At 25.2% G+C, this 16,099-nt stretch carries 14 protein-coding genes and 1 other annotated feature; of the genes, 1 reads left to right on the top strand and 13 read right to left on the bottom strand.

Going from position 1 to position 16,099, the window contains the following annotated elements:
* Window positions 1-269 precede the first annotated feature (269 nt).
* The 6 genes from AC07E4_RS08580 to AC07E4_RS08555 all read right to left on the bottom strand — a co-directional run bounded on the left by AC07E4_RS08580 (window position 270) and on the right by AC07E4_RS08555 (window position 8,935).
* Complete coding sequence (locus AC07E4_RS08580) at window positions 270-1,016, bottom strand: DUF434 domain-containing protein (protein WP_478216129.1); 747 nt, start codon at window positions 1,014-1,016, stop codon at window positions 270-272.
* A gap of 35 nt (window positions 1,017-1,051) precedes the next feature.
* Entirely contained in the window at window positions 1,052-3,424 is a 2,373-nt protein-coding gene (locus tag AC07E4_RS08575; protein ID WP_478216128.1) for an ABC transporter ATP-binding protein/permease, read from the bottom strand.
* Between the two features lie 167 nt (window positions 3,425-3,591).
* Complete coding sequence (locus AC07E4_RS08570; protein WP_478216127.1) at window positions 3,592-4,959, bottom strand: sensor histidine kinase; 1,368 nt, start codon at window positions 4,957-4,959, stop codon at window positions 3,592-3,594.
* The gene (locus tag AC07E4_RS08565; protein WP_478216126.1) at window positions 4,943-5,632 is read right to left on the bottom strand and encodes a response regulator transcription factor; all 690 of its coding nucleotides are present in this window, start codon (window positions 5,630-5,632) and stop codon (window positions 4,943-4,945) included. The genes AC07E4_RS08570 and AC07E4_RS08565 overlap by 17 nt, the downstream gene beginning before the upstream one ends.
* A 311-nt stretch (window positions 5,633-5,943) precedes the next feature.
* Window positions 5,944-8,280 carry an FtsX-like permease family protein gene (locus AC07E4_RS08560; protein WP_478216125.1) on the bottom strand — a complete coding sequence of 779 codons (2,337 nt, stop codon included), beginning with the start codon at window positions 8,278-8,280 and terminating at the stop codon, window positions 5,944-5,946.
* Window positions 8,258-8,935 carry an ABC transporter ATP-binding protein gene (locus tag AC07E4_RS08555; RefSeq protein ID WP_478216124.1) on the bottom strand — a complete coding sequence of 226 codons (678 nt, stop codon included), beginning with the start codon at window positions 8,933-8,935 and terminating at the stop codon, window positions 8,258-8,260. The genes AC07E4_RS08560 and AC07E4_RS08555 overlap by 23 nt, the downstream gene beginning before the upstream one ends.
* 531 nt (window positions 8,936-9,466) lie before the next feature.
* Between AC07E4_RS08555 and AC07E4_RS08550 the strand changes: the two genes are divergently transcribed.
* Window positions 9,467-9,910 carry a pyridoxamine 5'-phosphate oxidase family protein gene (locus tag AC07E4_RS08550; protein WP_478216123.1) on the top strand — a complete coding sequence of 148 codons (444 nt, stop codon included), beginning with the start codon at window positions 9,467-9,469 and terminating at the stop codon, window positions 9,908-9,910.
* Between the two features lie 50 nt (window positions 9,911-9,960).
* Here the strand turns inward: AC07E4_RS08550 and metG are convergent, their stop codons facing one another.
* The 7 genes from metG to AC07E4_RS08515 form a co-directional block, all read right to left on the bottom strand.
* Complete coding sequence (gene metG, locus AC07E4_RS08545) at window positions 9,961-11,583, bottom strand: methionine--tRNA ligase (protein WP_478216122.1); 1,623 nt, start codon at window positions 11,581-11,583, stop codon at window positions 9,961-9,963.
* 55 nt (window positions 11,584-11,638) lie between these two features.
* Window positions 11,639-11,901, bottom strand: a binding site (T-box leader).
* A 67-nt stretch (window positions 11,902-11,968) separates the two neighbouring features.
* The gene (locus tag AC07E4_RS08540; RefSeq protein WP_478216121.1) at window positions 11,969-13,360 is read right to left on the bottom strand and encodes a serine hydrolase domain-containing protein; all 1,392 of its coding nucleotides are present in this window, start codon (window positions 13,358-13,360) and stop codon (window positions 11,969-11,971) included.
* Between the two features lie 44 nt (window positions 13,361-13,404).
* Window positions 13,405-13,962, bottom strand: a complete 558-nt coding sequence (locus AC07E4_RS08535; protein ID WP_478216120.1) for a GNAT family N-acetyltransferase — start codon at window positions 13,960-13,962, stop codon at window positions 13,405-13,407.
* A gap of 175 nt (window positions 13,963-14,137) precedes the next feature.
* Window positions 14,138-15,025 carry an AraC family transcriptional regulator gene (locus AC07E4_RS08530; protein WP_478216119.1) on the bottom strand — a complete coding sequence of 296 codons (888 nt, stop codon included), beginning with the start codon at window positions 15,023-15,025 and terminating at the stop codon, window positions 14,138-14,140.
* 281 nt (window positions 15,026-15,306) lie between these two features.
* Window positions 15,307-15,504 (bottom strand): hypothetical protein, encoded by a 198-nt coding sequence (locus AC07E4_RS08525; RefSeq protein ID WP_430828690.1) that lies wholly within the window; start codon window positions 15,502-15,504, stop codon window positions 15,307-15,309.
* A gap of 148 nt (window positions 15,505-15,652) precedes the next feature.
* Entirely contained in the window at window positions 15,653-15,820 is a 168-nt protein-coding gene (locus tag AC07E4_RS08520) for a hypothetical protein (RefSeq protein WP_430828689.1), read from the bottom strand.
* Window positions 15,821-15,905: 85 nt separating this feature from the next.
* Window positions 15,906-16,091 (bottom strand): hypothetical protein, encoded by a 186-nt coding sequence (locus AC07E4_RS08515; RefSeq protein ID WP_034440392.1) that lies wholly within the window; start codon window positions 16,089-16,091, stop codon window positions 15,906-15,908.
* Window positions 16,092-16,099: the final 8 nt, after the last annotated feature.

Raw genomic sequence — 16,099 nt, 5'->3', positions numbered from 1 at the left:
ATACTTTGCTGCAACTAGCGAATTGCTTCCAGATGATAAAGCCTCTTCCACAATTTTCACTCGTTCTTCCTCAGTATATTTTCTAATAAAATTTCCACTCATAATGCACCCCTCCATTCATTAATCCTAGTATAATTCCATTTGAATTATGAGTCTACATTTCTATAGGGGCCTATGAGTTTAAAATTGTCAATTTTCAATTGTCAACTGGTTTCAAATATAAATATAGCAATAAACTATAAGATTAGTAGTATCATTTGATAAATCTATTATTTTAAATTCGAACTTGGAACCCTATAAATATATAATTTACTAAAATCTATAACATTAAGTTCAATATTTAACTCCTTTAAAATTTTATCATTTAAATTATAAAAGCTTTTGCATTTATCTAATATAATAGCATCACTAGATATGACATTTTCTTTTGTCTCTAATACTTTATCTACACCATTTATATTTTCCACTTCAACTTCAAAGCTTGCAAACGATAATTCTTCTAATATTTTCATTTTTAATCTACCTGAATTTGAAACTGGTGCATCTAAATAAAATATAGCCTTACTAATTTTATATTTTTCTAGCATATTTTTAATTAATTTAATAGCTACATAAGTTTTATCTATAACTGAATATGTACCTCTAAGTCCTGCTAAATCTCTTATAGTTCCATCCATAGACTTTATAACTATTGATTTAGACAATGCTACTTCTAATGTTATTATTGTATTAAGCCCATCTATATGTACTATTTTACCTGATAAATCACCCTTTATTTCCTTAGATTTTCTTAATCTAATATTTTCTTCTTTTGAAACACCTCTTACAAGTGCAAGTCTTTGTCTTTCAGATAAAAGATAATGATTTCCTACAAATGTAGATGCTCCTTTAATTTTATAATCTCTATTTAAAAGATATAATAAATCTTCTCCAGCAGTAACCAATTTATTAATACTTTCATCTGAAAACTCTTTTTCATCATTTAAAGCATATCCTCTTCTAATATCTTTAGTCATAAAAATATCCTCCCATCCCAATTTTTTAAAATATCCTATTCTGATCTTAACGCCTCTACAGGGTCTTTTTTAGCTGCCATTTTGGCCGGAATCATTCCACCTAACATAGTTAATGAAACACTTATAATTACAAGAAGCATTGCATGCATTGGATTAAGCTTTGCTACTGATTCTAACTGAGTCATATTGTAAATAATATTATTTATAGGAATTGTCAATAAGTATGCAATAATTATGCCTAAAATTCCAGAGCATGTTCCAATTAAAAATGTTTCAGCATTGAAAACACGAGTAATATCTTTTTTACGAGCGCCTAAAGCTCTTAAAACTCCTATCTCTTTAGTTCTTTCAAGTACAGATATATAAGTTATAATGCCTATCATAATTAAAGAAACAACTAATGATATAGCTGCAAAGGCAATTAAAACTAGTGTTATAGCATTCATAAGTCCACCTATTAAATCTGTAAATGTTTTAGCCATATCTGTATATATAACTGAATCTTCTTTGCTTTTCCCATTATTCCAGCTATTTAAATAATCTAACACTTCATCTTTATCATTAAAATCTTTTGGATAAATAGTAATTAATGATGGTGTACCTATAGCACCAAAACTTGCAAGTACCGACTCCTTAGTTATAGGTGCTGATGCAATTTGACCACTTATCATTTGATTTACGTTCATCATAGGATTTACTGAATTATTCTCTAAAAATTTTTCACCAGTTAATACATTATAATTAACTTTTTCTTGCTCTTTAACTATTTCTGAGTTTTGTGCATTATCTATGAACTTTATTGATAATTCATCTGAATGAGCTATTCCTACTGGAATTATATCAATTTTACTACTATCATTTGCTCTAATAACGCCTACTATTTTTATAGTAATAGCATTTTTATTATTATATAAATCTATTAAATTGCTAGGATTACTGTTTATAATAAACGTATCTCCTACTTTCTTATAATAATCATTATTAAATATTACTTTAAATTCTTTTCCTATAACATCATCAAAACTAATACTTTCTTTGCTTGAGTCTATTCCAAGTTCATCTAAAATTGAATAATCTACTCTGTTCTTATTATCCACAACCATAACCAAATCAGTAATTTCTTTAGGATATGAACCTTGTAATAAATTATAATTATTTTCTAAATAACTGTCACCATTGCTGTTTAAAGTATCTGGATATGCTGAAAAATTTATTAATGATTGATTTACAGGTTTTGAAATATCACCATCTAATCTTAATATATTCATATTTACAAGCCTTGTATATGAAATTCCAGCAAGCAAATCCGAACTCATACTTTCAATATAATTTATATATTGATCTGAAAATATATTAGTATGTACCTCAATTCCTTCTAATGGATCATAGGGATATATAACCTTTTCTTTTACACTATCTTCATCTTTAGAAATGCCAAGGAATTCATTTCTTTGTTCCTTCATAGACTCTACATCAACTTCTGAAGTACTTTCTGTAATCATTATTGGAAAACCTGACAATGTATTACTTTCAAATTCTGATATTTGTTTTTTAAATCCATTAGATAATGATAATACTAAAGCTATACCTATTATTCCAATACTAGATGCAAATGCTGTAAGTGCTGTTCTCCATTTTTTAGTTGCTATATTTCTTCCTGAGAGTTTTAATGCTGTTATAAAACTCATACTTGTCTTTTTTAATTTGTAATCTTCATTTATAGCACTTTCACTTGCTTCATTGCTATCGGATATAACATTACCATCCTTAAATTCAACTATTCTATCTGCATAATCTTTAGCAAGTTCTGGATTATGAGTAACCATAATTACTAGCTTTTCTTTTGCAATTTCTTTGATTATATCCATAATTTGAATACTTGTTTTTGTGTCTAATGCACCTGTTGGCTCATCTGCAAGTATTATATCTGGGTCATTTGAAAGCGCCCTAGCTATTGCTACTCTTTGCATTTGTCCACCAGATAACTGATTAGGTTTTTTATGTATATGTTCTTTTAATCCCACTTTTCCTAACACTTCAGTTGCCTTTTTATGCTTTTCTTCATTAGAAATTCCACTCAAAGTCATTCCCATTTCAACATTTTCCATAATACTAAGATGAGAAATTAAATTATAACTTTGAAAGATAAATCCTACACTATTATTTCTATAGGCATCCCAGTCAGAATTTTTAAAATTCTTAGTTGACTTACCGTTTATAATCAAATCTCCATCATCATAATTGTCAAGACCGCCTACTATATTTAAACATGTAGTTTTTCCTGAACCACTTGGTCCTAAAATTGCTACAAACTCCTTTTGTCTAAACTTTAAATTTATTCCATTAAGAGCGATTTGCTTAAAATCTCCAGTTATATAACTTTTATAAATATTTTTTAACTCTAGCATATAAAAATCTCCTACCTTCTAATTTTCAAATTACATATAATAAGTATTTGTATTAGAATTTATTATTATGCTATATGAATTTATAAAAAATAAAAAAATATCCAATTTATAGAACATCTAAGTTTTTTTATACAAACCTTAGCAGTTCTATAAATTGAATAATAACGTTAACTTTCTAAAACAAAACCTATTGAAAACTCTATTTTATTTTCATTAGATTTTGTATGTATAAATCCATTGTGTACTTTTACTATTTCATTAGTTATGGCAAGTCCTAATCCACTACCTTCATCTTTTCTCGATTTATCCATTTTATATAATCTCTTAAATAAATCATTAATTTCATCTTTTGACATTTTAGTTTTTGATACATTGTTTATAGAAAAAACTCCATATTCCTTTTTATTTACTGTATTTCTTTGCAGTTTTATTTCTACTTCAGTATTTTCTTTTGAATATTTTAGTGCATTACTTATTAAATTATCAATTGCTCGTGCTATAAGAATTGAATTTCCATAGGTATATATAGCATCATTTTCTAAAGCAACATTTAGATTTAAATGTTTTTCTTTAAAATATAGTTCCTCTCCATCTAATAATTGCATAATCATCTCATTTAGATTTATTTTGACTTGTTCTAACTCCATATCTTTAGAACATAGTTTAGTATAATCAAAAAAATCATCTAACATATTCTTTAAATAAATTCCCTTTTTATTAATTATTGAAACATATCTTTCTAATTCCTCTTCATTTGAGTAAACCCTTTGTTCAAGCATTTTAGAATAGCCTAAAATTGTAGTTAATGGTGTCCTTAAATCATGTGAAATATTAGTTATAAACTCTTTTTCAGTCAAATCCTTATTTTCTAATTCTTTTGCCATATAATTAATATCTTTTGCCAAAGAAGTCAGTTCATTATTATACTTTAAATTTACTCTATTAGATAAATTCCCAGTTGCTATTTTTCTAACATCTTTACTTATATTGTTTATATATTTAATTCTTCCATTAATAAAAATTAAAAATATCATAAAGGATATTACAATTAAAAGTCCAAACATTAACTTATCATCATATATGTTATTTTCATTTAAATACACTATATATCTATCTTTATTTAATTTTATTACATTAGTTGCTATAAACTTATACTCATTAACTACTAAATATGTGCCCTCACCTTTATCTAAATTAAACTTATCTATTTTAAATTTTCCGTTAGATTTTTTTACTACTCCTTGATTGTCAACAATAAATATTCTATTTATAAAGGAGCTCTCTGGTGTCATTTTCTCTAATCTTTTTATATTTTCACAAACTACCTCTTCATTGCCATCTTCTATGTGCAATTGATTTTTTATCATATTTAATTCATTTGTGTTTCTTTCATTTGCTAAACTTATTAATTTATCTTCAGTATAAAATATATTTTTGTAGAGGTTAGACAATAAAGCTGAAAAAATGAAACCTAATATAATTGAAATAATTATTCGTACAACTATTTCTCCTTTTAAATTAAATAATTTTTTCAACTTTATACCCCACTCCCCATATAGTTTTAATATACTTAGAGTCTTTTACTGTGTCATTTAATTTTTCCCTTAAATTTCTAATATGAGTAATCACAGATTTATCATTTTCTAAATATTTTTCATTCCAAACTAAATTATATATAACTTCTGAAGTATAAACTCTTCCTTGGTTTTCCATAAGTAAAACTAAAATATCAAACTCTTTCTTTGTTAACTTTAATTCACTTTTATCCTTCAAAACTTTATACTCATATTTTTTTATAATTATATCTTTATATTTTATTATTGAACTATCTTCAGCTAATATAACTTCACTTCTTCTTAAAATAGCTTTAATTCTTAAATTTAATTCTACTAAATCGAAAGGCTTAACTATATAATCATCACATCCTTTTTTAAACCCAATAACTTTATCCATTTGATGCCCTTTAGCTGTTAACATAATTACAGGCACATTTGAAAATTCTCTAATCTTTGATAAAACTTCATAACCATCCATCTTAGGCATCATTACGTCTAACATAATAAGATTTATATCATTTTCTTTAAAAATAGTTATGCCTTCTTCACCATCATTTCCTATAAATACTTCATAATCTTCATTCTTTAAATATTCTTTTATCATAAGTGCTATATCTATATCATCTTCAATTATCAAAAACTTCTTTTTCAATTTTTTTAAACCTCCTACATATGGTTCTAAGTTCAAATTTAAAATAATATCTTTATCAAATTATACTATTAACATTAGCGTTTATCCCTATTTTTATATTTTGGACCAAGTAAGAAGTAAGAGTGAAAAGTTAAAAGTGATGGTTGATATTACTCACTTCATTCCTAATATCTAAAAATAGAAATACCTAAAAACTATGTTTTCAACTAATTAGAAACTCAATTTTAATATTCACTTTTAATTAGAATTATCACTTGAAACATGAATAATTTAACTTTATAACTCTATAGTTTATATACATTATTATAATCTTAGTATTCTTCTCTAAGCAAAGTGAGTTCTTTCTTTTTTACTATTTTTCTTATTGGTAAAATAAAAGATATGAATGCTATGATTATAGAAACAATAATATTTAAGACTATTATATTTAAACTTACTTTTCCACTACTATTAATTAATAACTTAAAAAACATATTAATACCAATACTATAAATTCCTATTGATAATGTTGAGCTGAAACAAATCAAAAGTAAGATTTTTATAGCTTGTACTTTTATTATAGATAATTTTCCAAAACCTAATGTTATTAACATCTCTTCATTTTTTTCATCTTTATTACAATTCATACATACCATATTAATATTAAATAGTACAGTTCCAAAGATACATATTACTGATAAAATTCTAAACATCCTTAGAAATCTTCCCATATCCATTGCAAATTTTTCACCTACATCATTGATACTTAATACAATGCTATTATTTAATTTTTCTATAAAATCATCACTTTTAGACTTAACTAAGTAATTTACTTCATCTCCAAATTCTACATTTTCCTTTAATATTGAAGATGTATTTATTCCACCACTTTTATATACACCTTTTATCTTTTCTTTTATGATGCCTTTGCTTGTTTCTATTTCCAAAACATCACCAATATCAAGCATATTTCGCTCTCGCATCTCATCTGAAATTATTACTCCCTCTTCACCTTCAAAAAGATTATCACCCATAATTATGTTATATTTTAATTTGTAATCATTCTTATTAATCTCACTTATATACAAATTTTTATACATACTATTAAAATTGTTATTTCTGACTTTTCCACTTATACTTGAAGCTTTAATATACCCATTTATATTATAATCTTTTAAAATTTTTTCTATATTATCATAATCTTTACTTTCTATATAATAATCATAAGGTAAACTTTCTTCTAATGAAGACTGAAAGTTACATTTAATAGAGTCTTCTAAATTAAAACCTATTAATATAACGCATAATGTAAGAGTTAAGCTCATAACTATAAGTACAAATGAAAAGAATCTGTTTTTTATAGATTTTACACTATACATTATAATAGAATTTCTAAACTTAATCCTAGATAATATTTTTATCATTAAAGATATTATGCCTAAAAAAATTAATATAACTAAAACAACCAAAATGCTACTACCTAAATTTTCTACACTATTAAAATAAATTGAATATACAACTAAAAGTAATGGAATAGTGATTATAGTAGTTATTCCTATTTTCTTACTTTGCTTTTTAATATATTTTTCATCTGCTCTTAATACACACATTGAACTTATACCTTTTAAAATATTCATTGCTATATTGACCAATACGAAAAACACTACAATATTAAAAAACATATCTTTTAATATTAAATTAATTCTTTCTATATTAATACCACTTACAATTACTCCACACCATCTTAGTATTAAATTTGAACCATAATAACTTAAAAATGCACTTATTATAATTGGCACTAATATTAAAAATAACATTTCTAATAACAATGATTTTTTTATATCTTTTGTATCTATCGATATTAATTTTAAAATTGCAATATCTTTTTTTCTTTTTAAAATAATCATTACAACAAAACTTATTATAGTTAAGCTGGAAAATATATAACTAACGGTACTTAAAATTCCCAGTGTAGTTTTTTGCACCGATATTTCACTTTTCATTTCATTCCTTTTATCTTGTATTGTTGTATAAATATTAGAATCATCTATTTCTAATAAATCACTTTTTAATTTTTCACCATCTTTGCCATTTATATTGATAATTTTTTTCCCTAATATTTTATCTAAATTACTATTACTTTGAACCTTACCATATCCAAGTAATTCTGTATCCCTATCTACACCACTAGAAACTTCCTCAATATTTTTTACTTTATATTCAAAAACACCATTACCTTGAGTATCAAATTTAACAGAATCACCAACTTTTACATTTAAAACTTTAGCTAAAGTTCTTTGAAGTATTATTTCATCATCATTCAATGAATAATCTCCAATTACAACATTTCCTATTATTTTATTAGAATCCTTTTTGTAATAACAGTTTATAATATTTGATGTTTCTACTTTTATTCCTTCATTTTTTAATTCTATTAATTTTTTATCAAACTCTTTTTGTGGATTTTCACCAACACTTATATTTAAATCTCCACCATTTATAATTTCTATATTGCTTTCTATATACTTTTCATTTTCTAAATTAACTTGAGGTATAATAAGAGAAATGCTTACAGCTATTAAAATTGATATTATAGTAAATATGTAAAGTACTTTTTCCTTCTTGATTTTCTTTGTATTATATAATTTAAATATTTCTATCCACTTCACATATCTCACCATCTTTCAAATAAATTCTTCTTTCTCCTAGCCTTCCAATTTCTTCATCATGAGTAACTATAATAAGTGTACACTTTGTCTCATTTTTTATATTTATTAATAAATCCATTATTTTTTTACTATTAGTTGAATCTAATGCTCCTGTTGGCTCATCACATAATATTACCTTTGGACTATTAACTAATGCTCTAACTATAGAAACCCTTTGTGCTTCTCCACCAGATAATGATGAAATATTTGCATTATATTTCTTTGAAAGCCCTACTTTATCTAGTAATTCTTTTGCTTTTATACTTTTTTCCTTATAACTTTCTTTTGTATTCATAGCTATTATTAAATTTTCAACTGGTGACAAACAAGATATTAGATTATGATTTTGAAAAATTAAACCTATATTATTTCTTCTATATAAATTTAATAATTTCTCATTTTTAAAATTAATTTCATTATCATCATAATAAAACTCTCCACTACTTGGCTTTGTAAGTAAGCCAAGTATTTGTAATAATGTTGACTTTCCTCCACCAGATGGACCCATAATAGTTATAAAATCATTACCGCCAACTTCTAAACTAACATTTTTTAATACACTTTGACTTTTATCTTCAAAATAAAAATCTTTACATAAATTTTTTACACTTATCATTTCTTCACATCCTAATTTAAATTATATAGGGTTCCAAATTCGAAATTTAAAATAATATCTTTATCAAAAAATACTATTAATCTTACAGTTTATTCTATTATCATGTTTGGAACCAATTAACAGTTAACTATTAACAATGATGGTTAATATTATTCACTTTGTTCTTAATATTTATAAATGGAAATACCTAAAAACTACGTTTTTATATTATTTTCAATTAATTTACTTAGCAAATCATCATAAAAATTGATTCAAATAAACTGAGACTTCAGTTTTATCCTTCATTGCTAATTTTTGTACTATACTTTGAATTAATCTTTCTCAATTAGAATACGAACAATTTCATTTTTCAATTTGAAACCCTATATTTACAATTTTAAATTCCAAATCTCTAGAAATAATGCTTAAAATATAAAGAAAAAATAAAGTTTTAAAATATTCAAATAGAAACATTATATTTCATTTTTCATAAAATAAAGTATAACTTAATAAATATTAGGTTAAATTTTTTGTGTGGGAGAGTATTGTAATATGGACATATGTAAGTACACACCCCTTTCAATGAGTAAAATTTTATGTGTTTTAAAATCTCAAAAGATTTGTAATTTAGGTACAATGAGCTTAAATAACCTTGAAATTGTTCCAATGTGGTATGCATTTGATTATAAAAATAGTAAATTAACTTTCTATTTTATAAGTGGAAATAATGGTGAAAAAATGGATAACATGAAAGATACAGGAATTGTATGTGTTTCTATAAATAAATGCTATAAGAAATGTTGTAACGAAGTTTATAACTCTATTGTTGCCAACGGTAATGCTACCATTATCAAAAACTCTTCTGAAAAAACTTATATATTAAATAAATTCAAAGAAAAATATGGCACTAACAATTGTTACTTTGATGAATGTGCTATAAATAAATTAGATTATATAAAAGTAGATGTTTATGAAGTAACTGGTAGAGCATATTAAATTTAAACTATTAAAAGGAGCAAATTTTAATGTATTGCTCCTTTATATTTTTATTTAAATAATTTATTTTTCTCATCATCTATTACTTTTTTATCGAGTCTTTCAAACAATATTTCAAAATCTCCTATTAAAATACCATTTTGAATTTCAATACTATTCCAAGTATTATTCTCTATTCCTAACCAATTCATAATTTTATATGATGATTTTGGTAAAAATGGTATCAATAAATTAGCTAAATTAACTATTGTATATATCAAATTATATATGGTATTCTTACATTTATTTATATCTAATTGTATAGTTTTCCATGGCTGATTTTCATCAAAATATTTATTCATATTTCTTATAAAATTAAATATATCTTCAAGTGCATTTTTTAAGTTTCCAAACTCAATATTTTTTCCAATATTCTCATATAAATCTTTAATATTACCTTTTATATTTTCATCTATAGTTCCATTTGGTACAATATTATCAAAGTATTTTTTTATAAACACCAATGTTCTATTTACTAAATTTCCATAAGCACCTAGTAACTCTCCATTATTACTATTAACGTATTCTCTCCATGAAAAATCTGTATCTCTTTTTTCTGGGCCATTTATTATAAAGAAGTATCTTAAGGAATCACTATTATATTTTTCTACTATATCTGTTATCCATACTGCATAATTATTACTTGTAGATATTTTTTTACCTTCTAAAGTGACATATTCACTAGATATTATTCTCTCTGGTAATTTTCTATATCCAATTCCACTTATTAATGCTGGCAATATTATAGTATGAAATGGTATATTATCTTTTCCATGAATATAATATGAAATGGTCTTTTCATTCCAAAACTCTTTATATTGTTTATTATTTTCTATAGACCATTTCTTGCTAGCAGTTAAGTATCCTAAAACAGCATCTATCCAAACATACACCTTCTTGTTTTCAAATCCTTTAATTGGAATATCCACTCCTAATGATAAGTCTCTTGATATTGCCCTATCACATAATCCTTCTTTTAAATATCTTTCTGTATTGTTTACACTATTAACTTTCCAATACTCTTTTGATTTCTCCATGTTATTTCTTATAATATTTTCAAACTTTGATAATGCAAAATATAACTGTTTATTTTTCCTTATTGTTGGTTGTTCTCCACAAAGTTTACATTTTCTTTCTGATAATTCAAGTGGTTCTAATAATGCTCCACAATTATCACACTGATCCCCTCTTGCTATAGAACTACACTTTGGACATTTTCCTTCTACATATCTGTCTGGCAAAAATTCTTTACAATTCTCACAATAAATTTGCTCAACTTCCTTTTCATAAATTAATCCTTTTTCATACAATAAATTAATTATTTTTTGTACTTCAGTTTTATGAAATTCATCGTCTGTTCTTGTGTAATAATCATAAGAAAAATTTAGTTTTTCAAAGCACTTTTTAAACTCACTATGATATTTATTTGCAATATCTTTAGCTTCTACTCCCTCTTTCTTAGCTCTAATAGATATAGGTGTTCCATGACAATCACTACCTGAAACATATAAAACATTATCTTTCTTTAATCTATAATAGCGTGCAATCACATCTCCTGGTAATAATGCTGCTATATGACCTATGTGTAGCGATCCATTAGCATAAGGCCATGCTCCTCCAATAAAAATATTCATATTTATTCCTCCTTTAATTTTGCAAATAAAAAAACTCCCGACCTAAGAAATTAATCTTAGGAACGAGAGTTAACCTTCGTGTTACCATCCTATTTTATGTATACTTCACAGTATACACCTTCTCAAGTACGTCATTAATTATATTAATGATTATACTCTATCACTATAACGGGTGAACCCGTTGCAGCCTTAATTCATAAAAAATTTCGGTGCACCGCTCCAAGGCCATTTTCATTTTAATATCCTTTGCTTCTTCTCACCACTAAAAGCTCTCTGTAAAAGTATTCTTAAAATTACTTTCCTTTTCATTGCATTTATATATTATAATACAGATTAAAATTTATTTGTCAATGTATTTTAAAAATTTAAAATATTAATAAACTTTTTAATCTATCTTTTCATATTTATTTTCTTCTTCGTTTTGCTGTAAAATTATATATTTTTCTCCACCTTTATCAATGTTAAGTTCTACTTTCGTATTAACTTCTTCTGATATAAAAGTATTTTTAGTTTTTCTTTTAAACTCTATGGCTTCTTGATTTTCAACCTGAATATATAGTTTTTCTAATTCATCTTTTACATATATTTTAGTTTTTTGTTTATTGATGTATTGACCACTATAATTATCTATACTTCTATTTTCTATTTCAATTTGCTCTTTGCTACTACCTTCCAGTTCATATACTTTTTCTAGTGTTTCTGATACTTCTTGTAATAATTTTTCCTGATTTGAATTAATCATAATCACAAAGCCATTTCCACCTTCATTATAAAACACAAATTCACTTTCAAATCCATAGTTTTCTCCACTATGTAAAAATTTTGAATTTTTTCTATTTTCATCTTCAACTAAAGCAAATCCAATTCCTCTAACTATTTTCCCCTCTATATCACAATGTTTTCTTAACATTTCATTTACTGATTCAAGTTTTAATATGCCATCTTTCTTGCCATTTAAAATATTTTGTATTTCTAACCCTAATTTACATAAATCAGAAGGTGTTGTCCAAAGTCCTGCTGCTGCCATTTCAGGATATACATAATACATACCTTCAACTTCCTCACCAGTATATCCATAACCACATGATATATTATTTATATAGTCTACAGATATTGGTTGTTCATAAGTACTATTATTCATATTCAAATCATCTAAAACTAATTGTTTCATAATAATTGGAAAAGGCTTTTTTAAAACATCTACTAACACTTGTTGTGCAATAGTGAATCCTCCTCCTGAATATCTATGACTTAATCCTGGTATAGTATCTACTATTACAGCTTCTGAATTTGCTGGATATTCTCCATTTAATACTTGTATAGTTGTTGGGATTTCATCATTTAAATTATATCCTTCAAATCCTTGTACTGTTGTTCCAGCTGTGTGAGTTAAAATTTGTCTTAATGTTATCTTAGGTTGCCAATTACCATTTTTAGGTACTTTCCATGAAGTTAAGTAATTATTTACATCTTCATCTAAACTTAAAACTTTTCTTTCAACTAACCTCATAACTGCAACTGAAAAAACTGCCTTACTTATAGATGCTGCTTGAAATAAAGTATTTTCATCTATTTTCTCATCACTATTTCTTTTTTTAGTACCATATGCTTTTGAAAATTCTAATTTATAATCTTTAATAAAAGCTATACTTAGTGCTGAAGTTCTGTAATATTTCATTCTATCAAAAATAGTTGTTTTGTTGTACTTTTCGTTTTCTAAATGACCTTTATATAATATATTGTTTTCAAAGCTTTCTATTTTATTATTATTTAACATAAAATCCCCTTCCCCATGAGTTTTTTACTTACTATACCTATATTTTATAAATATTCTCTTTTTAATATAGACATTATTATTCCATCTTCTAACTTCCCTTTTATTAAGTCTCTTTCTCTTACTAATCCTTCTTTTGTGAAGTTTAATTTTTCTAATACTCTAACTGAAGCATCATTTCCTGGTGTTATAATTGCCTCAATTCTATTTAAATTCATGTAGTTAAATCCAAATTTAATTAATGTTTTAACAGCTTCAGTTGCATAACCATTTCCCCAATAATCTTGAATGATACTGTATCCAACTTCACTTCTTCTAGCACCTTCTTCAAAATCCCCTAAACAACATATACCAATTAACTTATTATTTTCTTTTAATATTATTCCCCATGTAATTTCTTCATTTTCATATAACTCTTCATTATATCTTTCAATAAATTTAATTACTTGTTCATGGGATTTAACAGGATAAAAATAATCAAATCTTGCTACATCTTCATCACTTAATAATTTATATAACTGAATTTCATCTTCAAATTCTATTTTTCTTAAAGTTAATCTTTCACTATCCAATACTGGAAATTGATTGAATTGTCTATTTATCATATTTTTCTTTCTCCTCGTTTTAGATTAAACATTTTTATCTTTAAATTTTACATCCTTTATATGAATTTTCTTTAATTGCTACATTCTAATTTTAAATATCTTAATTATACACTTCATTTTCTAATGTTGTAAGATAAAAAAAGCACTTTTAAAGTGCTTTTTTAAATATATTATTTTATTTTTTTATCACAGGCACATATATTTCCATTACAGTGTCCTTTCTTCCATGACATCTTTCATCATAAAACTCAAAATCCATTTTACTTTCATCAAGCTCATATCCGCTATCTTTAAACCACTCTTCAAATATATATTTCCAAGTTTGTTTTATAATTTCAGCAAAATTTTCTTGCTCCAAATCATCACTTGTGTCTACTGGTGGAGTTGTAAATACAGCATAAGTTGCTTCTGGTACTTCTACTGTTATCATATCATCTGTAACATTTTTAAAATTTTCAACAATGACACCTAAAAGATAGGTTGCATCCCCATTTTCCTTATTTGATGGAATGCACAATCCTACTTCTCCATGTTTAGGTGGATTCAAAATTTTATACATTTTGCTTTCTAAATTTTCTCCATCATAATTATCCCAAAATGATGCCACATCTTTAGTATAATTTCCATTAGTAACATTAGTTTTTATTCCATATCCAACCACCTTAAATGCAGCCTTTTTTAAAATAATAGGATTCATAATATAACCTCCAATTTTTATAGTTGATTCTTCTTTAAAATATCCATTCATACGTTTTAAATATTGAGTAGGCGTAAAGCCATACTCTTTCTTAAATGCTTTTGAAAATCCATTATGTGTGTCAAATCCATAATCCATAGCAATATCAATTATTCTTTTTCCACTAAATAAATCTATTGCTGCTAGTGAAAGTCTTCTTTTTTTAACATACTCCATTAATGTGATTCCCTTGTGAATATTAAAAATTCTGCAAAAATGAAATGTTGAATATCCACATTTTCTAGCTATCATATCTGGCGTTAAATCAAACTTTATATTTTTTTCAATATATTCAATACTCTCTAATACAACTGTATTATAATTCATATCATCACCAACCTATCCCCACGTGGTAATTATATTTTAACAATAAAATTAAGGTTACATTGTTCCTAATTTGCTATTTTACATTATCTATTTAATCACATATGCTCTAGATTTTACATTCATTTATATCAATTTAAATAACTAAATTTAAATTATTATATAACAAGAAAAAATTCTCCTATAAAATCTTGTTTTATAGGAGAACTTTCTATTTTAGTTTTTATATTAATCTAAAACTCTACTTAATTAACTACTGTTTTCTTAATACTCTAATCAATGTCTTATGCCCAATCACACTTAGCTGATGTAAAACAGCTATTGCCACAACTTCCATCTTCATGAGTTTTAGGCTTGCAACGGCACTCACTATATTGATCATAGTCATAACTAAATGTTGGTGGCAATGTTGTTGTTTTAATACTGTTTACACTTGACTTATTATTTTGTATATCTAAATCGAAATCCTTATAATTTGGCATCTAAATACCTCCTCTTATATTATCAGACCTTATCTATATTACTAATATAGATTATTCAATAAATTTATATATCTATTTATTATTTACACTTCTAATTTATAATCAGTGTTTAACCTAATATCATCAATAACTGATTAATTATATTATTTTAAAGTCCAGTAGTCATACATACATCATGAACACAACTTCCATCTTCATAAGTTTTACGACATTCAAATCCACAAGATCCACCTTGACTTTTTTTCTTGCTATTCATTGTTTTTAAATTGTTTTTTTCATTTCTTATATCTAAGTCAAATTCTTTATAATTTGGCATTTATATTCTACTCCTTCTATTTCTTTATTTTTTCTATTCTATATTCAAAATTACTATTGTCTTTTAAAATAACTGTATTAACCAACTACCACGCTGAATCTTCATGTGTTTTAGATCCACCGCCACTTCCACTTCCTCCAGTTTTAGGTTTGCAAGCTATACATATACTTTGTTCCTTTACCTCTATGCTTGTCCTTCCTGGTCTATCATCTATTCTACCTTGAAATCTAACATTTCTTATATCTAAATCAAAATCTTTATAATTCGGCATTTATCTTC

The sequence above is a fragment of the Clostridium amazonense genome, assembly GCF_056431285.1.
The sequence above is the reverse complement of the archived record's forward strand: the minus strand, read 5'-3'. Positions and strand labels throughout refer to the sequence as shown.

Coding starts and splice junctions, on each gene's coding strand:
- AC07E4_RS08580 (WP_478216129.1), bottom strand. CDS start 1,016: ATGACTAAAGATATTAGAAGAGGATATGCTTTAAATGATGAAAAAGAG.
- AC07E4_RS08575 (WP_478216128.1), bottom strand. CDS start 3,424: ATGCTAGAGTTAAAAAATATTTATAAAAGTTATATAACTGGAGATTTT.
- AC07E4_RS08555 (WP_478216124.1), bottom strand. CDS start 8,935: ATGATAAGTGTAAAAAATTTATGTAAAGATTTTTATTTTGAAGATAAA.
- AC07E4_RS08550 (WP_478216123.1), top strand. CDS start 9,467: ATGGACATATGTAAGTACACACCCCTTTCAATGAGTAAAATTTTATGT.
- metG (WP_478216122.1), bottom strand. CDS start 11,583: ATGAATATTTTTATTGGAGGAGCATGGCCTTATGCTAATGGATCGCTA.
- AC07E4_RS08540 (WP_478216121.1), bottom strand. CDS start 13,360: ATGTTAAATAATAATAAAATAGAAAGCTTTGAAAACAATATATTATAT.
- AC07E4_RS08535 (WP_478216120.1), bottom strand. CDS start 13,962: ATGATAAATAGACAATTCAATCAATTTCCAGTATTGGATAGTGAAAGA.
- AC07E4_RS08530 (WP_478216119.1), bottom strand. CDS start 15,025: ATGAATTATAATACAGTTGTATTAGAGAGTATTGAATATATTGAAAAA.
- AC07E4_RS08525 (WP_430828690.1), bottom strand. CDS start 15,504: ATGCCAAATTATAAGGATTTCGATTTAGATATACAAAATAATAAGTCA.
- AC07E4_RS08520 (WP_430828689.1), bottom strand. CDS start 15,820: ATGCCAAATTATAAAGAATTTGACTTAGATATAAGAAATGAAAAAAAC.
- AC07E4_RS08515 (WP_034440392.1), bottom strand. CDS start 16,091: ATGCCGAATTATAAAGATTTTGATTTAGATATAAGAAATGTTAGATTT.